This is a genomic window from Polaribacter sp., from assembly GCF_024639685.1.
In the GTDB taxonomy this organism is placed as follows: domain Bacteria; phylum Bacteroidota; class Bacteroidia; order Flavobacteriales; family Flavobacteriaceae; genus Polaribacter.
Map to the genome: position 1 here is coordinate 329375 of NZ_JAHEHX010000003.1, position 21225 is coordinate 350599.

At 30.7% G+C, this 21225-nt stretch carries 12 protein-coding genes; all 12 read left to right on the plus strand.

The window, feature by feature from the left end; genetic code table 11:
• Positions 1 to 40: 40 nt before the first annotated feature.
• The 12 genes from Q0L44_RS03645 (at position 41) to Q0L44_RS03700 (ending at position 21196) form a co-directional block, all read left to right on the plus strand.
• Positions 41 to 1489: a sulfatase gene (locus Q0L44_RS03645; RefSeq protein WP_296635412.1), complete on the plus strand. Its 1449-nt coding sequence runs from the start codon at positions 41 to 43 to the stop codon at positions 1487 to 1489.
• A gap of 119 nt (positions 1490 to 1608) precedes the next feature.
• Positions 1609 to 2649: a GntR family transcriptional regulator gene (locus Q0L44_RS03650; RefSeq protein ID WP_296635414.1), complete on the plus strand. Its 1041-nt coding sequence runs from the start codon at positions 1609 to 1611 to the stop codon at positions 2647 to 2649.
• Positions 2650 to 2789: 140 nt separating this feature from the next.
• Positions 2790 to 6842, plus strand: a complete 4053-nt coding sequence (locus Q0L44_RS03655; RefSeq protein ID WP_296635416.1) for a two-component regulator propeller domain-containing protein — start codon at positions 2790 to 2792, stop codon at positions 6840 to 6842.
• Between the two features lie 129 nt (positions 6843 to 6971).
• Entirely contained in the window at positions 6972 to 10001 is a 3030-nt protein-coding gene (locus tag Q0L44_RS03660; protein WP_296635419.1) for a sugar-binding domain-containing protein, read from the plus strand.
• A 16-nt stretch (positions 10002 to 10017) separates the two neighbouring features.
• Positions 10018 to 10404, plus strand: a complete 387-nt coding sequence (locus Q0L44_RS03665) for a hypothetical protein (RefSeq protein WP_296635420.1) — start codon at positions 10018 to 10020, stop codon at positions 10402 to 10404.
• 3 nt (positions 10405 to 10407) lie between these two features.
• A complete protein-coding gene (locus Q0L44_RS03670; protein ID WP_296635423.1) occupies positions 10408 to 13887 on the plus strand; it encodes a glycosyl hydrolase in 3480 nt (1159 codons plus the stop codon).
• The gene (locus tag Q0L44_RS03675) at positions 13887 to 15311 is read left to right on the plus strand and encodes a BNR-4 repeat-containing protein (RefSeq protein ID WP_296635425.1); all 1425 of its coding nucleotides are present in this window, start codon (positions 13887 to 13889) and stop codon (positions 15309 to 15311) included. The genes Q0L44_RS03670 and Q0L44_RS03675 overlap by 1 nt, the downstream gene beginning before the upstream one ends.
• A gap of 15 nt (positions 15312 to 15326) precedes the next feature.
• The gene (locus tag Q0L44_RS03680) at positions 15327 to 16664 is read left to right on the plus strand and encodes a sulfatase-like hydrolase/transferase (protein WP_296635428.1); all 1338 of its coding nucleotides are present in this window, start codon (positions 15327 to 15329) and stop codon (positions 16662 to 16664) included.
• An 80-nt stretch (positions 16665 to 16744) separates the two neighbouring features.
• Entirely contained in the window at positions 16745 to 17845 is a 1101-nt protein-coding gene (locus tag Q0L44_RS03685; protein WP_296635431.1) for an NAD(P) transhydrogenase subunit alpha, read from the plus strand.
• An 8-nt stretch (positions 17846 to 17853) separates the two neighbouring features.
• A complete protein-coding gene (locus Q0L44_RS03690; RefSeq protein ID WP_296635434.1) occupies positions 17854 to 18162 on the plus strand; it encodes an NAD(P) transhydrogenase subunit alpha in 309 nt (102 codons plus the stop codon).
• Positions 18162 to 19550: an NAD(P)(+) transhydrogenase (Re/Si-specific) subunit beta gene (locus Q0L44_RS03695; protein WP_296635437.1), complete on the plus strand. Its 1389-nt coding sequence runs from the start codon at positions 18162 to 18164 to the stop codon at positions 19548 to 19550. The genes Q0L44_RS03690 and Q0L44_RS03695 overlap by 1 nt, the downstream gene beginning before the upstream one ends.
• A 149-nt stretch (positions 19551 to 19699) precedes the next feature.
• Positions 19700 to 21196: a sulfatase gene (locus tag Q0L44_RS03700; RefSeq protein ID WP_296635440.1), complete on the plus strand. Its 1497-nt coding sequence runs from the start codon at positions 19700 to 19702 to the stop codon at positions 21194 to 21196.
• Positions 21197 to 21225 lie beyond the last annotated feature (29 nt).

Sequence of the window (21225 nt, forward strand, 5' to 3'; positions counted from 1 at the left end):
TTAAAATTTTAAAAAAACCTCAACTAAAATTATTTATTAAATGAATAAATCTGTAATGCTATTTATAGCAACTCTTGTGTTTTCTTCTCTTAGTGCGCAAGAAGAAAAACCAAATGTTTTAATTTTTTATGTTGATGATTTACGTGCAGAAATTGGTGCTTATGGAAGTAAAACAGCAATAACTCCAAATATAGATAAGCTTGCAAAAGATGGTGTTCTATTTAATAAAGCTTATGTGCAACAGGCTATTTGTGCTCCTTCTAGAATGAGTACTTTAACAGGTTTGCGTCCAGAAACTTTAGGGATTTATAGCATATTTACGCCGTTAAGAAAAGTACACAAAGAGGTGGTTTCTTTACCTCAATTATTTAATAAAAATGGATATAAAACCATTAGTATTGGGAAAGTGTATCATCATAGTAGAGATGATAAAAATGTATGGACTACTTATTTTGAAAAAGAGAAAAACTCTTATTTAAAACCTGACAATATCGCATTAATGAAACGCTTAAAAAAAGAAGGTGTAAAACCTGTAAAAGGGCCTGCTTTTGAAAATGCAGATGTATTAGATGAAGTTTATAAAGATGGTAGAGCAGCAAAATATGCCATAGAAACCTTGTATAAAGTAAAAGATGATAATTTTTTGATGTTTGTGGGTTTAAGTAAACCACATTTACCTTTTAATGCACCAAAAAAATATTGGGATTTATATAATAAAAATGATTTTAAAATTCCATCAAGAACAAAACCAGAAGCCATTTACAGATTAGCTTTAAGTCCTTGGGGTGAATTAAAAGGGTATCATGGAATTCCTAAAAAAGGTGATTTAAATGATGACTTAACAAGAGATTTAATCCATGGTTACCATGCATCCATCAGTTATATTGATGCTCAGATTGGTAAAGTAATAAAAACGCTCGAAGATTTAGATTTAAAGAAAAATACAATGATTATTTTTATGAGTGATAATGGTTATAAAATTGGTGATTATGCTTCTTGGTGCAAACAATCGAATATGGAAATAGATGTAAGAGTCCCTTTAATTATAAGTAGGGAAAACAATTATAAACAAAGAGTTACGAACAAAACATCTAATGCGCTAGTAGAAAATGTTGATATTTACTCAACTTTAGTAGAGATTTGTAATTTAAAAAACGCGCCAGTCTCTGATGGGAAAAGTATCCTTCCAGTATTAAATAAACCTAATAAAAAATGGGATAAAGTTGCATATAGCGTGTATGCTAGAGGTAAAAAAATAATGGGAGTTACTACAACAGACGGGAATTGGAGATACACTGAATGGCGAAATTCTACCACACATGAAATTCTTGGGGCTGAATTATACGAGCATAAAAACAGCTTAGTTTCTTATGTAAATCTTTATAAAAATAAAAAATACAAGAAAATAGAACAAAAAATGAGGACACTTTTAGAAAGTCAATTTCCAAAAGACAAGCCTTTTTTACAAAATGATCAACCTAGAAAATAAACTATTTGATAAAAATATTAATACAGTATAGAAAAGTGTTAAAAAACTTTTAGTTACCCTATTTAAGATTTTTAATTTTTTAATCTATCCTACTTTTATATAGTTAAAAGTATAGAATTATGGCAGATTTAATTAAACTCGATCCGAACTCAATTGTTCCAAAATATTTGCAAATTATTGATGCAATCGTTCATAATATATCTTCCGGGAACATTAAAATTGGAGATAAAATTCCATCTATCAATACATTAAGTAAAGAGACTTACCTTTCTAGAGATACAGTTGAAAGAGCTTACAGTGTATTAAAAAAACATAAGGTTGTAGTTTCCGTTCATGGAAAAGGAACTTATGTAGCTGAAACAGGATTAATTACCAAACCTAAAATTTTATTCTTAGTCAATAAGTTAAGTCCTTACAAAATTAAAGTTTATAATTCGTTTTTAGAAAAATTGTACGCCAGTTCAACGGTAGATCTACATAGTTATCATTGTGATGAAACATTGTTTCTAGAATTGATGGCAAAATACAAGTCATCTTACGACTATTTTGTAATAATGCCACATTTTAGAACCAAAAACTTATTACATGTCAGTACAACTGAAAAAGTAACCAAAGTCATTAACAAAATCCCTAGAAAAAATTTAATTTTATTAGATAATAGCGATCATAACATTGATGGAGATTTTAATGAAGTTTATCAAGATTATAAGAATGATATCATATTTGCATTAAATGAAGGAGCAGAAAGTATAGCTAAATACAATAAATTAACAATTGTGTATCCTAAGACATCTTTTTATCCTTATCCAAAGAGTATATTAGATGGTTTTAAACAATTCTGTGCCCAAAATAATTTTAAATTTGATATTATTGAGGAGGTAACTTCACAAACTTCAATAGAAATTAAAAATTTGTTCATTACTTTAGAAGATGATGATTTGGTAAAAGTTGTTAATAAAATAAAAAGCAGTAATTACAAATTAGGAAAAGATATTGGTGTAATTTCTTATAACGATAGTCCTTTAAAACAACTATTAGGGATTACTGTAATAAGTACAAATTTCTCATCAATGGGCAAAGAAGCTGCAAGAATGATTTTGGAAAAGGAAAAAGGAAAAATACAAATTCCTATTACTTTTATCAATCGAGAATCTTTATAAATAACCCATTCTTAAATCAAAATTTTATGTAAGGGAAATCTATATTAGATTTCCTTTTTTCATGAATAATGCCGTCAATTAAATTGTATTTTTTACCTTCGAGAATATATTTTTACCTTAAAGCTTCAATTAGTTTTTTAATGAAACAGAAACGATTCTTATTCTTATTCCTATTAGTTTCAAACTTTTTATTTGCTCAAGTAAATAATTTTAATTTTAGAAATATTAATATTTCTGATGGACTTTCTAATAATACAATAACATCAATTAAAGAAGATAAATTTGGTCAAATATGGTTTGGAACAAGTAATGGATTAAATAAGTATAATGGGCAAGAGTTTACTGTTTATAGAAATGTTCCTAGAGATAAATATAGTATAAGTAATAGTGGTATTTCTGATATTTTAGTGGATAAAGATGGGTATGTTTGGGCTGGTACCTTTAATGGTTTAAATAGGTACAACCCACAGACCAATACCTTTAAAAGGTATTACAAAAGGCCCTCTAATAAGAATTCACTAACGAATAGCTTTATTATTTGTAGCTTAGAAATGCCTAAAGGTGTTATTTGGTTTGGAACTTCAAATGGAGTTTCTATTTATGAAAAAAAGAATGACAAATTTAAAAGGTTTTTACAGGGTAATTTGCAAGAAGGTGTAAGATCTATATATGATATTTATCGTGATAAAAATCATAGAATTTGGTTAGCCACTAATAATGGTATTATAAAAGTAGATAGAGATAAAAATAAAAAATTTGCAATTAAAAAATATACAAGAGACAATAGAAAAACAAATTTTGTTGTCAATAAAATCTTAGAAGTTTCATCAAACATTATTGGAATTGGAACCAAATACGATGGCTATTTATATTTTAATACCGAAACCGAAAAGTTTATATGTCCTAAAGAAATAAATATCCCTCAAAATTTAGACGTAAGAGACCTTGCGTTTGATAATGATCAAAATTTATGGATGGCCACAACAAGTGGTCTTTTTATAGTTACTCCTGAAAATAAGACAATTTATATCAAAGAAAATAATGCAGATAATTATGGTACAACTCAAAACTTTATAAGAAGTATTTACAAAGATAAAAAAGGTTTTATTTGGTTAGGAACTCAAAATGGAGGAGTAATTACTTGGGATAAATCATATCAAAATTTCTTGCATTTTAAGAACAAAAAAGTATACAATAATATTACAAATAGTATTGTTTCAGATAAAAAAGGTAATATTTACTTTGCAACTGATGCAGGTGTAGTTAGTGTGTTAGATAAAAAAGGGAATGTTTCTGAAATATTTAAAATAGCAAGTTCAGAAAAAAATATAAGCTACCCTATAAAATCATTATACTATAATAAATCTGATGACTTATTGTTTATTGGTGCCCAAAATAAAGGACTTCTTGTCTATGATGTAAAATCAAAAAAAATCCGTGAAGACCTTATTTCTAGAGATTTGCAAGATTTAATAGGGAATTCTATAATATATGATCTTAAAAAAGATTCCAAAAATAATTTACATATTGGTACATTTAGTAAAGGATTGATTCGTTACAATTGCGAAACAAAAAAACTAAGAATTTTCACAAAAAATAAAATAGCTACAAACATTGTAAAAAGTATTTTTATTGATGAAAATGACGATTTGTTAATTGGAGGTTTGGGTGGTGTATCAACCATAAAAATTGATAAGAATGGAAAAGCTGAAACAAAAAATTACTTTAAAGATAGACCTTTAATTACGTATAATATTAGTGCAGTAATTAAGGATGTTAACGATGTAGTTTGGGTAGGAACTACAACAAGAGGCTTGTATCGTATTGAAGGGAATAGCACAAAGCCCATCACTTTTCCTGATAGAAATAAATTTTCTAAAGTCAATTCAATTTTAGAAGGAGAAAAAGGAGTTTTATGGTTAAGCACAGATATAGGTATTGTACAATACAATACCATAATAGGAAAAAGTTTTACTTACGATCAAAACAATATTATAGTAAATAATAGTTTTAGAGAAAACGCAGCATTAAAAATTGGAAATCATTTTTATTTTGGAGATCTATATGGAGTAACTACCTTTAATCCTTACAAAATTGTAAAAAGTAACGATGTACCTAAAGTAGTCTTATCCGAATTAAAAGTTAAAAATGAAATTGTAAACATAGATGCTAATGATGGGATTTTATCTAAAAGTTTAAACTATGCAAAAGTGTTAGAGTTAGATTATGATAATTCTAATTTTTCTATCAGTTATGCGTTACCAAATTATATAAACTCTAAAGGAAATAAATATGCATTTCGTTTAAAAGGTTTGGATGATTCTTGGACTTATACCAAACAAACAGAAGCTTTTTTTACCCTACAAAATGCAGGAATTTATGAATTTCAGGTTAAAGCAGCAAACCATGATAACGTTTGGAATAATAGACTTACAAAAATTAAAATTATTATACAGCCAGCACCTTGGAAAACTTGGTGGGCATATGCTATTTACTTCATTGTGTTTTTTGGTTTTATTTTTGGTTTCGTTTGGTTTATTCAATCGAAATCAAGATTAAAAGACAAGTTAGAATTAGAATATATTACTAACAAAAAAAATGAAGAATTAAATAAATTTAAGCTTCAGTTTTTTACAAATATTTCACATGAGTTTAGAACACCATTAACTTTAATAATTGCGCCACTTCAAAATATATTATCAAATTATTCTGGCTCGAGTGATTCTTATAGAAAATTAAAAATCATAGAAAGTAGTACGAATCATCTATTGAGGTTAATCAATAGATTAATGGATTTTAGAAAGTTAGAGAGCAATCAATTTCAATTAGAAGCTGCAAAAGGTAACATTGTCAAATTCTTACAAGAAATTTATTTGTCTTTTACAGAACATGCTAAAGATGGCAATTACAATTATCAATTTATAACTACAGAAGAAGAAATATTACTCTATTATGATCGATATAAATTAGAACGCGTTTTTTATAATTTGATATCAAACGCATTTCGATATACGAAAAAAGGAGGGGCTATTTTTGTTAAAATACGACAAGAAAATCAAGAGGTTATTATAGAAGTAGAAGACTCTGGAGTAGGTATTGCAGATGAGTTTATAGATAAAATCTTCGATCGATTTTTTGAAGTTGCTGTAAACAAACAAACTGATTCAGATCATTTAAAGGGAACAGGTATTGGGTTATCTATAGCTAAAAACATCGTAGGACTTCATTATGGAAATATCTCTGTGGTTAATGTAAAACCTAATGGGGCAAAGTTTTCAGTAGCTCTTAAACTTGGAAAAGATCATCTTGCTGAAAAAGAGATTTTAAAAGGTTTCAAAAAAAGTGATGATGTTTCTCAATATGTAACACAAATAGATTTATCTAAATATGAGGAGGTAACAAGTCCCATAGAATTAACTTTAAAGGAAAAAGATTATACGATACTTATTGTGGAAGACAATGTAGTGTTAAGATCTTTTATCAAAGAAATTTTAAAAGAAGATTATAATGTTTTACTGGCAGAAAATGGAGAGGTAGCATTAAAAATGGCTATTAAACATCTACCAGATTTAATAGTTAGTGATGTTCTAATGCCCAGAATGGTAGGTACAGAATTATGCTCAAAAATTAAAACAACTTTAGCAACTAGTCATATTCCAGTAATTTTATTAACATCAAGAACATCTTTAATATATAAGTTTGAAGGTTTAGAAAGTGGTGCAGATGATTATATTACAAAGCCATTTAATTTAAAAGAATTCAAACTAAAAATCAAGAACATTTTAGTTTCAAAACAAAATTTAAAAGATAAATTCAAATCCGATAGCAGTTTTGAATCTTTAGATTTTTCTTTAACTTCACTAGATCAAAAATTATTAGAAAAAGCGTTTCAAATTGTTAAAGATAATATTGCTAATCAAGATTTTAATATAGCCCAATTTTCGGAAGATTTAGGTGTAAGTCGTTCAATGCTTTTTACCAAAATAAAAGCTTGGGTAGATGCTACACCAAATGATTTTATTCAAGAAATAAGATTAAATTACGCTGCAAAACTTCTAGAAATCAATAAACTAAGTGTTTCGGAAGTGAGTTATAAAGTAGGTTTTAAAAGGTCAAAATATTTTAGCCAATGTTTCAAGAAAAAATATGGATTAACACCAAGCGAGTTTTCAGAAAAATTTAAAACTATTTAATGCCAATTCATTTTAACTCTCTCTATGCACCAGAAAAACCTGATACTTTAATATCCTGACAGTACAGGATTATTTTTCAGTTATTAAAAGTTAGGTTTGATTTTTATCTTTAAAAATCGCAGAACTAAAATGAATAAACTACTATTAACCTTATTTTTACTAGCATATTCAATTTCTTATAATGCACAGCGTAAAGAAATAAACTTTAATAACAATTGGAACTTTATTCTAGAAGATAATCCTTTGTTTTCTAAAGAAGACATTGATGTTTCTTCTTGGCAAAACCTAAACGTTCCACACGATTGGTCTTTTGAAAAAGGTGTAAGAAAAGGTGGAGATCAAGGTCAAGGTGGAGGTTATCACGATGGTGGAATTGGCTGGTATCGTAAAACTTTTGATGTAAAAAAAGAAACACTTTCTAAAATTACATACATCAATTTCGATGGAATCTATATGAATAGTGAAGTTTGGGTAAATGGTAATCATTTAGGCAAAAAGCCTTATGGATATATCAGTTTTCGATACGATATTTCAAAATATTTAAAAGAAGGGAATAACACTATTGCTATTAGAGTTGATAACAGTTTAGAGCCTTCAGCAAGATGGTATCATCCATGTGGAATTTACGCACCAGTAAAATTGATAGAAGTTCATCCAACTCATTTTAAACCCAATTCTATTTTCATAAAAACACCTTCTATTCAAGAAAATAAAGCAACTGTTTCTATTGACGCAGAAATCAACGGAAAAATAAAAGGTTTAAAATATGAAGTAAAACTATTTTCTTCGGATGGAAAAGAACTCAAAAAAAAATCTGAGAAATTAGAAGCAGCAAACCCAACCTATCAATTTGAAGTAAAAAAACCACAATTATGGAGTCCAGAAACGCCAGTTTTATACAAAGCTGTTACTCAAATTTTAGATGGTAAAAAAGTAATCGATGAAATTGAAACTACATTTGGATTCAAAACCGTAAAATGGGAAACCAAAACAGGTTTTTGGTTAAATGGAGAAAATGTAAAGCTTAAAGGAGTTTGCGAGCATTGGGAAGGTGGTCCTGTTGGTGGTGCTTGGACAAAGCCAATGTTACGTTGGAAACTACAATCGTTAAAAGATATGGGTATCAATGCCATTCGTCCTTCACACAATCCAACTCCACCAATGTTTTATGATATTTGTGATGAAATCGGTTTGTTGGTAATGGATGAGATTTTTGATGGTTGGCACAAAAAAGCTCCACAGGATTATGGCAAACAAGCTTTTGATGAATGGTGGCAAAGAGATGTTACAGAATGGATTACCAGAGATAGAAATCATGCTAGTATTTTTGTGTGGAGTTTAGGAAACGAAACACACAGTCCAATTGGTCCTGAATTGGTGAAATTCGGAAAAAATTTAGACCCAACACGTTTATTTACTTCAGGAGCAGGAAACCCTGAAGATATGGATATAACAGGCGTGAATGGTGGCTCTGAAACAAAATTGTTCATAGAAAGTAAAACCTTTGAGAAACCATTTATTTCTACAGAAGCACCACATACTTGGCAAACAAGAGGATATTACAGAACTCAAACTTGGTGGAGAGACAATAAATTACCAGGAACGTATGAATTGCCAAACTTAACCGAAAAAGAAATCTTTTTTTACGAAGGAATCAACCCAAAAAATTGGAGAAACAGAAAACAGAGTTTTAATTCTTCTTATGACAATGCTACAGTAAGAGTTTCTGCAAGAAAATATTGGGAAGTAATGCGTGATAATCCTTGGCACAGTGGTCATTTTAGATGGACAGGTTTCGATTATTATGGAGAAGCAGGTTTGGTTCATGGAGGTTTGCCTTTCAATTTATTTATGGGTGGTGCTTTAGATGTAGCAGGATTTAAAAAAGATTTATTTTACTTCTACCAAAGTCAATGGACAACAGAACCAATGGTTCATATGTTACCACATTGGACACATCCAAGAATGAAAAAAGGCACTGTAATTCCTGTCTGGATATATTCTAATGCAGATGAAGTAGAACTATTTTTAAACGGAAAATCATTAGGAAAAGACAAACCAGGAATCATTTGGAACGAAATGCAATGTGAATGGATGGTACCTTATCAAGAAGGAAAACTAGAAGCAGTTGCATACATCAAAGGAAAAGAAGTGAAAAGAACTTCCTTTTCTACAAGTAAACAACCATCAAAATTAAAAACAAGTTTACAAAGATTAGATGCCGAAGACAGTTTTACAACAAGTTATATTATTACATCAGAAAGTTTAGATGAAAACGACAATTTGTATCCTTATGGAGAAAACAAAGTGTATTACAATATTCAGGGTGATGTAAAAACCATTTCTATGGAAAATGGAAATCCTATTGATCCTACAAGTAGAACTAAATCAGATTTTAGAGCCCTGTTTTTTGGAAAAAACAGATTGTTTTTAAGAGAAAAACCTAATGCCAAAAAAGCATCAATAATTACAGCATCAATTTTAGGTGATAAAGCACTTTTTACATCAAATAAAATAACGATTGATGCAAAACAAATTTCAGTTTTAGGAAGTTCAACTTTTGATGATTTAACAATTTTGTATACTATAAATGGAGAAAATCCAGAAACTAATGGAATAATGTATAAAAACACTTTTGAAGTTTTAGATGGAACTACTGTAAAAGCAATTGTAAAACAAAGTGGAAAAGTAGTTTTAAGAATGGTAGAAAAATTCGGTAAAAACGAAGGGTTGTTTTGGGGCGATGAACATTCTAAAGATATGTGGATTGGTAGAGGTGTCAATATTTCTGCAGAAGAAGGTATTTTAAAAGGAAGTGCCACAGCAATCAGAGGTGCAAGACGTTTTAAAGGTACAGGATTTGTAGATTTTAAAGGTGGTGAAGGATCTGTAGAATTCTATCAAGAAAATGATGGTGAAGAAGGTGATTACAGTATGCGTTTTAGATATATGCACAATAATGTTGGTCAGTTGCATACAATGAAGTTATATTTAAATGATGAGTATATAAGAACTTTAGAATTTAAAGCAACAGGTGGTTGGGAAAAAGAATGGAAATTTGTTCCAGCAATATTAAGATTGAAAGCGGGTGCAAATAGCATTCGAATTGAAACTACAGGAAAGAGTGGTCCTTTTATTGACGAATTATTTATTGATTAATTTTTCAAAGAATTATATGAGCAAAATAGCTACATTTTATATCAAATTATTGGTTGTACTTTTAATAAGTTTAACTAGTTGTAGTAATGCTTTAAAAGAAGGCGAAAATAGTTTAGAAATACAAGTAACTAACCAATGGACAAACCGTTTAATTGGAGATGAAAAATTACCGAATCAAACAGGATATAATGTGAAAAGAGGAAGTCCTGGTTTTGGCGATTCTGAGTTTAGAGGAAAGTTTAAAAAAATGCCCAAGTGGTTTAGAGATAATCAACCACTTCCAGAAGGTCCAAGAAGCACATTTAGTGCGTATTCTTTTCAGAAAACAACAGATAAATTATTGCCATCTGGTTTATTGGGACCTGTAACTATTTCATCATCAAAAATTATTAAAAGAAAATAACAAATGAAAAATATAGCTGTTTTAATTCTATTGTCTCTGTGTTTTGGATGTAATCCTCAATCAGAAAAAGAAACACAAACGATAACTTTAGAACAAGGCTTTAAAAATCCGCCAAACGAAGCCAAAGCCAGAACTTGGTGGCATTGGATTAGCGGAAACGTTTCTAAATCTGGAATCACAAAAGATTTGGAAGCAATGAAGGCAGTAGGTATTCAAGAAGCACAATTGTTTAATGTGCATCTAGGTTTTCCAAAAGGTCCTGTTAAATATCTAAGCGAAGAATGGTTAGATTTATTCAAATTTTCGGCAGAAGAAGCGAAACGTTTGGATTTAGAAATGGCATTTCACAATAGCGCAGGTTGGTCGTCTTCTGGTGGACCTTGGGTAACAGAAGAAAACGCGATGCAAACCGTAGTTTTTAGTGAACTTGTAATTTCAGGAGGAAAATCAATAAAAGAAACCCTACCAAAACCTAAAACAAAATTTAATTACTATAAAGATATTGCTGTCTTGGCATTTCCAAAACCAAAGGAGACAAAAAAAATAGAGGGTTTAGATTATAAAGTACTATCCGAACGTGTTCGAAATCATTTATTACCAGACACTAAAACGATTCCACAAGCTTCATTAATTTTAAAAGAAAAAGTTGTCGATTTATCAGATAATTTTTCCAATGATGGTGTTTTAGAGTGGAATGCACCTAAAGGCGATTGGATTATTTTAAGATTTGGGCACACACCAATTGGTACCACAAATCGTCCTGCGCCACCAGAAGCGAAAGGGTTAGAAGTGGATAAAATGAGTAAAACTGCAGTAGATGCCTATTGGAAAGGAGGAGTTCAGCCAATAATTGACAAACTTGGAGATTTAATAGGAATCACTGTAAATAATTGTTTGATTGATAGTTACGAAGTAGAAACTACAAACTGGACAACTGGTTTTGAAACTCAATTCAAGAATTTAAGAGGCTATGATTTAACAACTTATTTACCAACTTTAGCTGGCTATTATTTAGAAAGTGGTGAAGTTTCTGAACGTTTTTTATGGGATTTTAGAAGAACTATTGGCGATTTAATTGCCGAAAACTATTACGCGCATTTTGCAGAATTATGCCATAAAAACGGGATGCAGTTTTCTGTAGAACCTTATTGGGGACCTTTTGACAATATGCAAGTGGGTGCCACTGGAGATATTGTAATGTGTGAATTTTGGAGTGGTGGCTATCCGTTTTTCGATTCAGCGAAATTTGTGTCATCAATCGCTCATTTAAACGGAAGTTCTATTGTAGGAGCAGAGTCTTTTACCGGAATTGGTGGTTGGGACAAACACCCAGCAAATATCAAGTCAATTGGAGATCAAGCTTGGGCGCAAGGAATTACACGTTTTATTTTTCATACCTATGTGCACCAACCTTGGGATGTTGCTCCTGGTTTGGAGTTGAGTTACCACGGATTTGATTTTAACCGATTAAATACTTGGTGGTTGCAAAGCAAAGGCTACATGGATTATTTAGCACGCTCTCAGTATTTGTTGCAACAAGGTAAAAATGTAGCCGATGTTTTAGTGTTTACAGGAGAATCCTCGCCAAATATTGGTTTTATAAAACCTGAAATTAAAGCAATGGGTTTCGATTATGATTTAATTGGTGCAAATAAATTAAAAGATTTAACTGTTAAAAACGGAACCATTTATTCCTCTGTTGGAAATACTTATAAAGTTTTGGTCTTACCAGATTCTGATTTTATAAAACCAGAAACATTGCAAAAAGTAAAAGAATTGGTAGATGGTGGCGCAAAAGTGATAGGTAAAAAGTCTTCACAATCTCCAAGTTTAACTAATTATCCAAATAGTGATGATGTAGTTAAAAAACAAGTTGAAGAATTATGGACTTTTGGTTTGGTAAAAGACATTTCAATTGAAACCGTTTTAAGTGAAAAAACTCCAGATTTTAAAGTCGAAGTTGGAGATGCATCTGATCTGAGTTTCATCCACAGAAAAACAGCTGATGCCGACATTTATTTTATCGCCAATACCAGAAAAGAAGCAAGAGAAATTACTGCACGATTTAGAGTTACTGGAAAACAACCCGAACTTTGGAATTCAGAAAAAGGAACTATTGAAGATTTAGTAGTATTTAATGAAAATGAAGATGGAACAGCAATTCCCTTGTCTTTAGGTATGGAAGAATCTGTATTTATTGTTTTTAAAAAACCGGTAAATAAAAACTATTTTATGGCTACTCAAATGGATGTAGAGCAGCCAAAATTAGAACCTCTTTCAAATTTACAAATCATAAAAGCAGAATATGGTACATTTTTGCAAGAAGGTTTGGTTGATATTACTGATCAAATAAATAATACCATTAAAAACGGAACATTAGATTTTAAAATGTCTCGCGCTTTTTGCAATTGTGATCCTGCAATGGGGTATAAAAAAGAATTTAGAATGGAATATCAAATAGGCAATACAAAAAAGCAGTTATATGCAGAAGAACGTGAACATATTGAAATTCACGCAGGCAATCAAAAATTAAAAGTAATCAAAGCAGTTTTTGGTAAGTTTAAAGGAGAAACCACAGGTATTCCTCAACATTATAAAACGGATGATGTTACGCAAGAGATACAAAAACAAATGGCTTCTGGCAATTATAACATTCTAGTTAATAATAAATTAATCAATAATAAAATACCTGAAGGAGACAAAACAACGCTAAAAATTACGTTTATCACAGAAGGAGAAGAACGAACAATGTTTATTCCTAAAGGACAAATTTTGAAATTATCCAAAGATAAAACGAAACCAAAATTGTTTTATAATGATGGTGCAATCCATTGGATAACTCCTTATTCTGGAAAAATAACTTACATCAATCCATCAGGAGAATCAAAAACTGCTGAAGTAAAAGAGGTAACCAAACCGATTGATTTATCCAGTGATTGGGAAGTTGCTTTTCCTTTAGAAACAGGTAAAAGTATAAACGAGACGTTTAATACTTTAAGATCTTGGTCAGATCATAAAAATGAAGTAATTCAACACTTTTCTGGAACAGCAACTTACACAAAAGAGCTTGTTTTAGCTAATGATATATTGCAACAGGATAAAACCATAGAACTCGACTTAGGAAGTGTTGCTATAATTGCAGAAGTAATTGTGAATGGCAAAAATGTTGCAACTTTATGGAAAGCCCCTTTTAGAACAAACATTAATGATTTTTTAAGAAAAGGAAAGAACATCTTAGAGATAAAAGTCACTAACTTGTGGCCGAACAAATTAATTGGCGATGAGAAATTGCCTTTAGATTACAAACGTAAAGGCAATAAAATAAAAGCTTTACCAGATTGGTTACTTAAAAATACAAAACGCCCAAGTGACAGAACTACCTTCCCATCTTGGAAACATTGGGATAAAAGTGATAACTTATTAATTTCAGGACTTTTAGGTCCTGTAAAACTCAACATTCATACAATAACAAAAATAGAATAATGATAAAAAAACAAACTATACTCAAAATAAGTTTATGTCTATTTTTATTGGGATGTAATGCTAGTAAAAAGGAAAATTTAGAAACAGAAGTAGATTATTTTGCAGACAATGGTTTTGGGAATGCTGTTGCTTTGGTGCAACATCCATCTGGAGTGTATCATAAAGGCATTACTTATGTTGCTTATCAAGGTGCATTAGAAGACCCTTTTGTGGCTTCATATAATCATACTACTAAAGAATGGAAAGGACCTTTTAAAGCAGGAGTTAGTGAAATGGGCAAAGATCCAAATCGTAAAAAAAATATAGACAATCATGGCAAACCTGCCATTCTTATTGATAAAAACGATTTTATTCATATTGCTTTTGGAGGTCATGGAGGAACTCCAAAAGACGGAACAAATCCTTTAGGAAATCATCATTATGGAAAAAATTTACACGCAGTTTCTAAAAAACCATTGGATATTTCTGCTTGGGAAACTTTAGATAACATTTCAATATTTGGTACCTATAGTCAGTTTGTAAAAATGGATAATGGAGATATGTATTTATTTTACAGACATGGAGCACATAGAAGCGATTGGGTATATCAAAAATCGACAGACAATGGGGTTACTTTTAACGAACCTGTTTCATTTTTAAAACACAAAAGAAGAACAGAAATTGAAGCAGAAGATTCTTGGTATCCTTGGGTAAACAAAGGCAATGGAGGCGATATTATTGTTGCATTTGATTATCATATTTGTAGAGATAATAAGAATAAACAAGACAAACGTGGCCATATACTAGAAAGACATAATTTGTATTATATGGTTTTTGATACAAAAAACAACGAATGGGAAAATGTTAAAAATGAGCCTTTAGAAATGCCTTTAACCAAAGAAATGGCAGACGAAAAAGCTTTGGTAAATGTAATACCTAACGATTGGACTTTTCAAGGGGTAACAGATGTAGATTTAAATAGAAATCCGCAAGTTATTGTGCTAGTTGGGTCAGATATTGGTGCAAAAAGAAGTGGTCCAAAACGATTACAACATTATAGATGGAATGGACAAGATTGGATACAAAGCAAGAATACTGATTTGCCTAGAGGAAACGGAGATTTGGAAGTAACATCAGCAAAAGAAGTAAGCATTTATTTAGAAAGCGAAGCGAAAAACTATGTTGGAGAAATAAGCAGATGGGATAGTTTTGATGGCGGAGCATCCTTTAAAAAGAACAAAGTTTTTTTAAGTAGAGAAAATTCTGGGTTTATTATATCTGCACTTATCGATAATCCACATCCTGATGCTAAAATAATTGTTGGGCAAAAAGAAGAAGGCTCAGATTTTAGAAAAATGTATCTTGTGGGAGATAATGGTCCCATAAAACGAAATAAAAAAGAAACAATACTTGAAAAACCAGTAATAAAACAAACCAAAAACTAATAAACCAAACCTAAAATGAAAATCATTCAAAAACTATCTTTAGGAATATTTGCAGTAAGCATCTTAATTTCTTGCGGAAAAGGAACTAAAAAGGAGACAGAAAGTGTTTCTAGTAAAGCACAAAATCAACCAAATATTGTATTTATTCTCTCTGACGATCAGTCTTGGACGGATTATAGTTTTATAGGTGATGAAAATATAGAAACACCAAGAATAGATCAATTTGCAAAAGAGAGTTTAACGTTTACAAGAGGCTATGTACCCACACCTTTATGTTCGCCATCTTTGGCAAGTATAATTACAGGTTTGTATCCAAAAGATCATGGTGTTTTAGGAAACGATAAGGTGTATGATCGTGTAAAAGGAAATCGAAAAGAGAGTCAAAAAAATAGAGCAGAAGCTTACAAACCAGTAATTTCAGCTTTTGAAAAACAAACCACTTTGCCAGATATGTTAAAGGAAAAAGGGTATTTATCTTTCCAGACAGGAAAATGGTGGCATGGAAATCATAAAATTGGTGGTTTTGATTATGGAATGACGCATGGAAACCCAAAAAGAGGTGGAAGACATGGAGATTTTGGATTAACCATTGGAAGAAAAGGCCTAGATACTATTAATAGTTATGTAGATGTTGCTTTAAAAGAAAAGAAACCTTTCTTTTTATGGTACGCACCATTTTTACCTCACAGACCTCATAATCCTCCATCTAGATTATATGAGAAATACAAAAAGAAAACAGATTCTGAACACCTAGCAAAATACTGGGCAATGATAGAGTGGTTTGATGAAACTTGCGGTGAATTATTTGATTTAATTGACGATAAAGGATTAACAGAAAACACATTATTTGTCTATGTATGCGATAATGGTTGGAAACAAGACCCTGAAAAAAGTGGCTATATGAAAGTATCTAAACGAGCACCTTATGATTTAGGAATTCGTACACCAATTATGTACAAATGGGCAGGTAAAATTACCCCTAAAATGGATACAGAAACCATTGTTAGCAGTATAGATATGATTCCTACAGTATTGGATATATTAGATATTGAAAAACCAGAAAACTTACCAGGAATTAATGTTTTAGATGAAAAAGAACTAAGTGAAAGAAAAGGTTTTTTCGGAGAAGTGTATGCGCATGATTTTGATACCATAGAAAATAGTATGTTCTATAATATGGCTATTTTCCCTCCGTATAAAATTATTGTACCAGATCCTGTAAGAAAGAAAGATGAAGTAATACAGTTGTTTAATATTGATAAAGATCTTTTTGAAGAAAATAATTTAGCAGATAGTAATCCGTTAAAAGTGAAGGAATTGCAAGAAAAAATTAAAAATTTTAGAGAAAAATAAAAATTCAATTATGAAGTGTTTTCATATCAAAATAATATAAAATAGAAACTAAATTAATAAGCTAAAATCAAATTTATAAAATGAAAATAGGTATATTAAAAGAATTAAAACAAGGAGAAAAACGAGTTTCACTTTCTCCTCTTATAGCTAAGAAATTAATAGAGAATAAGTTTGAAATTTTAATAGAAAAAAATGCAGGGATTAATTCTTTGTACGAAAATTCAGAGTATGAAAATGCGGGTGCTACTATTACATCAAAAGAAAACATCTTTAAATCTGCTCAAGTACTTATTAAAATAAACCCTTTTGATGATGAAGATTTAAAATTTATAAATAAGCAACACATTTTAATAAGTCAGTTATACTATAAATCAAATCCAGAATTAATAAAAGCTATTTCTGAAAAAGGAGCAACAGCATTTTCAATGGATGCGATGCCAAGAATTTCTAAAGCCCAGGATATGGATGTACTAAGTTCTCAAAATAATTTGGCAGGTTATAAAGCCGTTATTTTAGGAGCTTCAGAAATGACTAAAATATTTCCATTAATGATGACAGCTGCTGGAACTATTACTCCGTCTAAAGTACTTATTTATGGCGTTGGTGTTGCTGGTTTACAAGCAATTGCTACAGCAAGAAGATTGGGAGCTGTTGTTGAGGCAACAGATATTAGAACAGAAACAAAAGAGCAAACAGAATCTTTAGGAGCAAAGTTTATTTCTGTTGAGAACACAGGTGAAGAATCTGAAGGTGGTTATGCAAAAGAAGCTTCAGAAGATTATGTTAAAAGACAAAAAGAAGCTGTAAATAAATCGTTATTTCAAGCAGATTTAGTAATTACAACTGCCAATATTCCTGGTAGAAAAGCGCCAACTTTAATTACAGAAGAACAAGTAAAACAAATGAAAAAAGGTGCTGTAATTATAGATTTAGCCGCTGCTCAAGGAGGTAATTGCGAAGTTAGTAAACTACATGAAACTGTTGTTCTTAATGGAGTAAAAGTGTTAGGAACTACAATGTCTCCAGAAAGTGTTTCAACAAATGCAAGTGAATTGTATGCTAAAAACGTTTATAATTTTATAACACATCTTACAGAAGAACTTAAATTTAAATGGGATTTAGAGGAAGAGATAACCTATGAAACTCTTATTGTTAAAGATGGTATTCAATGTAAAAAATAAAATAAATCATGAAAGAACTTATAGAATTTATTAATAACAACTTGCAAATTGTATATATAATTATTTTGGCAATTTTTGTTGGAATTGAAGTGATAAAAAGTATTCCTGCAGTTTTACACACACCATTAATGTCTGGAGCAAATGCATTGAGTGGCGTTGTTATAGTAGGTGCAATTTTAGTAATGCTAAATTCAAATTCAACAGATTATTTAGCATTGGGTCTTGGCTTTACTGCGGTAGTTTTAGGGGTATTAAATGTTGTAGGTGGATTTGCCGTTACCAACAGAATGTTAAAAATGTTTAAAAAGAAGAAATAATGAGTGTTATATTAAGTATTATTTATCTAATAGCAGCAGTAACATTTATTGTTGGCTTAAAAAAATTAGGACATCCAGATAGTGCAAAATCTGGTAATTTAATTGCGGCAATTGGAATGGGTTTAGCCATTCTTGGTACTATTTTTATTCACGATTTACAAGTGCCAACAATTATTTATGTTTTAATTGGAATTGCAATTTTATTAGGAACCGTTATTGGTTGGTTAATAGCTATTAAAGTTGAAATGACTAAGATGCCAGAATTGGTATCCTTATTTAATGGTTTTGGAGGTGCAAGTGCAACTCTAATTGGTATTGTTGAGTTTGGTAATTCAGATATTAAAACAACAAGTGCTACTATTGTTGCTACTATTTTATCTGCAATTGTAATTGGAGCAATTACATTTTCTGGAAGTTTAGTTGCTTGGGGAAAGTTAAATGGATCAGTAAAAAGTGTAATAAAAATTCCTTCATACAATATTATAAACAATATAGTAATTATTGGTATTATTGCTTTATCAACTTATTTAGTTGTGCTAAATATCGATAGTTCAATTTTATTATATACAATACTTTTTGCAGGTTTGTTATATGGTGTTTTATTTGTGTTGCCAATTGGTGGTGCAGATATGCCTGTTGTAATATCTCTATTAAATTCTTTAACGGGTATTGCAGCAGCAATTACAGGTGTTTTATATGATAATATGGTAATGCTTGTTGGTGGTATTTTGGTGGGTTCTGCAGGAATTATTTTAACAGTTGCTATGTGTAGAGCCATGAATAGAACTTTGTTTTCAGTAATTTTTGGTTCATTTACAGCAAGTGCAGGGCCAGAAGGTACAAACAAAGCTTTAGGTTCTATAAAAAGCACAACTGCAAGTGATTCTGCAATTATGATGAATTATGCTTCCAATGTTATTATTGTTCCTGGTTATGGTTTGGCTGTTGCACAGGCGCAACATGTAATTCATGAATTAGAAGAATTATTAACAAATAAAGGTGTAAATGTAAAATATGCTATTCATCCTGTGGCAGGAAGAATGCCTGGACATATGAATGTATTATTAGCAGAATCTAATGTAGATTATGGATTGTTGGTTGAAATGGATGATATTAATCCTCAATTTAGCAATGCCGATGTTGTTTTAGTTGTTGGTGCAAATGATGTAGTAAATCCTGCAGCTCATAATGATCCTTTAAGCCCTATATACGGAATGCCAATATTAGATGTAGAAAATGCAAAACATATAGTTGTAAATAAACGAAGTATGAAAGCTGGTTATGCAGGTATTGAAAACGAATTATTTTACAATGCAAAAACAGCTATGTTATTTGGTGACGCCAAGAAAGTTATAACGGATTTAGTGGCTGAAATAAAAAATATGTAATTCAATGTAACAATCAATTATATATTACACCTAAATAGTTTGGTTACAAGCTAAATTGAAGATGTTTTGGTGAAAAAATATTTGGTAGTCTTGTTATTACTAAGGTAAATGGATAACGACTAATTACGTAAATACAAAAAAATAATACCATGAAAAAAATAGTTTTTATAATAACTATTATAAGTTTATTTGGAAGTTCTTGTAAAGGAAAGCACGAAAAGGTTAATAAATCTATAAAAAAGGAAACAAAACCCAATGTATTTTTTATTGCTGTAGATGATTTGAATAATTGGATTAGTCCAATTCAGAATTTCTCAAATGTAAAAACACCTAATTTTGATCGATTAGCAAAAATGGGAGTTACCTTTACAAATGCACACGTACAAGCTCCATTGTGTGGACCATCAAGAGCGTCGTTAATGACAGGTTTACGTCCATCTACCACTGGTATTTATGGAATGACACCAGACAATCTAATCCGAAGAGAAGGTAATCCTACTACAAAAGACATAACATTTTTACCGGAGCAATTTAGTAATAACGGATATCATACTATGGGTATTGGTAAATTGTTTCACGTTCATGCACCTGATAGTCTTTTTCATGAATCTGGAGGAAGAGTTAGAGGTTTTGGTCCATATCCTAAAAAACGATTTGTTTGGAATGGAATTGGAAAAGGTATTAGAGGTATACATGGCAGAACAAATACAGATTGGGGAGCATTTCCAGAAAACGACAGCTTAATGCCAGACCATGATACTGCTAATTGGGTAATAGAACGTTTGGAAAGAGCTTATGACAAACCATTTTTTTTAGGAGTAGGTTTTTTACGTGTACATGTACCTTTATATGTACCTCAAAAATGGTTCGATTTATATCCTTTAGATGAAATTGAAACACCACCCTATAAAGAAGATGATTTAAATGATATTCCTGCAGTTGGAATGAAAATTAACGATTTGCCAATGATGCCATCTACAGAATGGGCTAAAGAAAGTGGCGAATGGAAAAAAATTGTGCAAGCCTATTTGGCTTGTATCAGTTATGTAGATTATGAACTAGGTAGAGTTTTAGATGCTTTAGAAAGTAGTAAGTATGCAGATAATACAGTAATTGTCTTATGGTCTGATCACGGATACAGATTAGGAGAAAAAGGTACTTTTGCAAAACACGCTCTTTGGGAAACCGCAACAAAAGCACCATTAATTTTTTCAGGACCTAATTTGCCTAAAGGAAAAAAAATTGATGCACCTGTTGAAATGCTGTCTATTTATCCTACTTTATTAGAGTTAAGTGGTTTGCCTGCTTATAATAGAAATGAAGGTGTAAGTTTGGTAAATATGATGCAAAATGATACAGGAATGGATAATTCCTATGCTTTGACAACTTTTGGAATGAATAATCATGCTGTAAAAAAAGACGGTTTTAGATATATTCAATATGAAGATGGGAAAGAGGAGTTTTACGACCATAGAATAGATCCAAATGAATGGAATAATGAAGCTAAAAATCCAAAATACAAAGCTCAAATCGAAAAAATGAAAGGTCTTTTGCCAAAAGTGAATTCTAAATGGGATGAAAGTTCTAACTATAAATTCCAACCTTATTTTGTAAATCAAAAAAAGCGTGTAAACGGAACTGAATAATACGATGACTGATAAAAGAAATTAGATTT

What these genes read in the sequence shown, in the direction of transcription:
- Q0L44_RS03685 (WP_296635431.1), top strand. Translation starts at nt 16,745, where the DNA reads ATGAAAATAGGTATATTAAAAGAATTAAAACAAGGAGAAAAACGAGTT.
- Q0L44_RS03700 (WP_296635440.1), top strand. Translation starts at nt 19,700, where the DNA reads ATGAAAAAAATAGTTTTTATAATAACTATTATAAGTTTATTTGGAAGT.
- Q0L44_RS03670 (WP_296635423.1), top strand. Translation starts at nt 10,408, where the DNA reads ATGAAAAATATAGCTGTTTTAATTCTATTGTCTCTGTGTTTTGGATGT.
- Q0L44_RS03660 (WP_296635419.1), top strand. Translation starts at nt 6,972, where the DNA reads ATGAATAAACTACTATTAACCTTATTTTTACTAGCATATTCAATTTCT.
- Q0L44_RS03690 (WP_296635434.1), top strand. Translation starts at nt 17,854, where the DNA reads ATGAAAGAACTTATAGAATTTATTAATAACAACTTGCAAATTGTATAT.
- Q0L44_RS03665 (WP_296635420.1), top strand. Translation starts at nt 10,018, where the DNA reads ATGAGCAAAATAGCTACATTTTATATCAAATTATTGGTTGTACTTTTA.
- Q0L44_RS03650 (WP_296635414.1), top strand. Translation starts at nt 1,609, where the DNA reads ATGGCAGATTTAATTAAACTCGATCCGAACTCAATTGTTCCAAAATAT.
- Q0L44_RS03655 (WP_296635416.1), top strand. Translation starts at nt 2,790, where the DNA reads ATGAAACAGAAACGATTCTTATTCTTATTCCTATTAGTTTCAAACTTT.
- Q0L44_RS03645 (WP_296635412.1), top strand. Translation starts at nt 41, where the DNA reads ATGAATAAATCTGTAATGCTATTTATAGCAACTCTTGTGTTTTCTTCT.
- Q0L44_RS03695 (WP_296635437.1), top strand. Translation starts at nt 18,162, where the DNA reads ATGAGTGTTATATTAAGTATTATTTATCTAATAGCAGCAGTAACATTT.
- Q0L44_RS03680 (WP_296635428.1), top strand. Translation starts at nt 15,327, where the DNA reads ATGAAAATCATTCAAAAACTATCTTTAGGAATATTTGCAGTAAGCATC.
- Q0L44_RS03675 (WP_296635425.1), top strand. Translation starts at nt 13,887, where the DNA reads ATGATAAAAAAACAAACTATACTCAAAATAAGTTTATGTCTATTTTTA.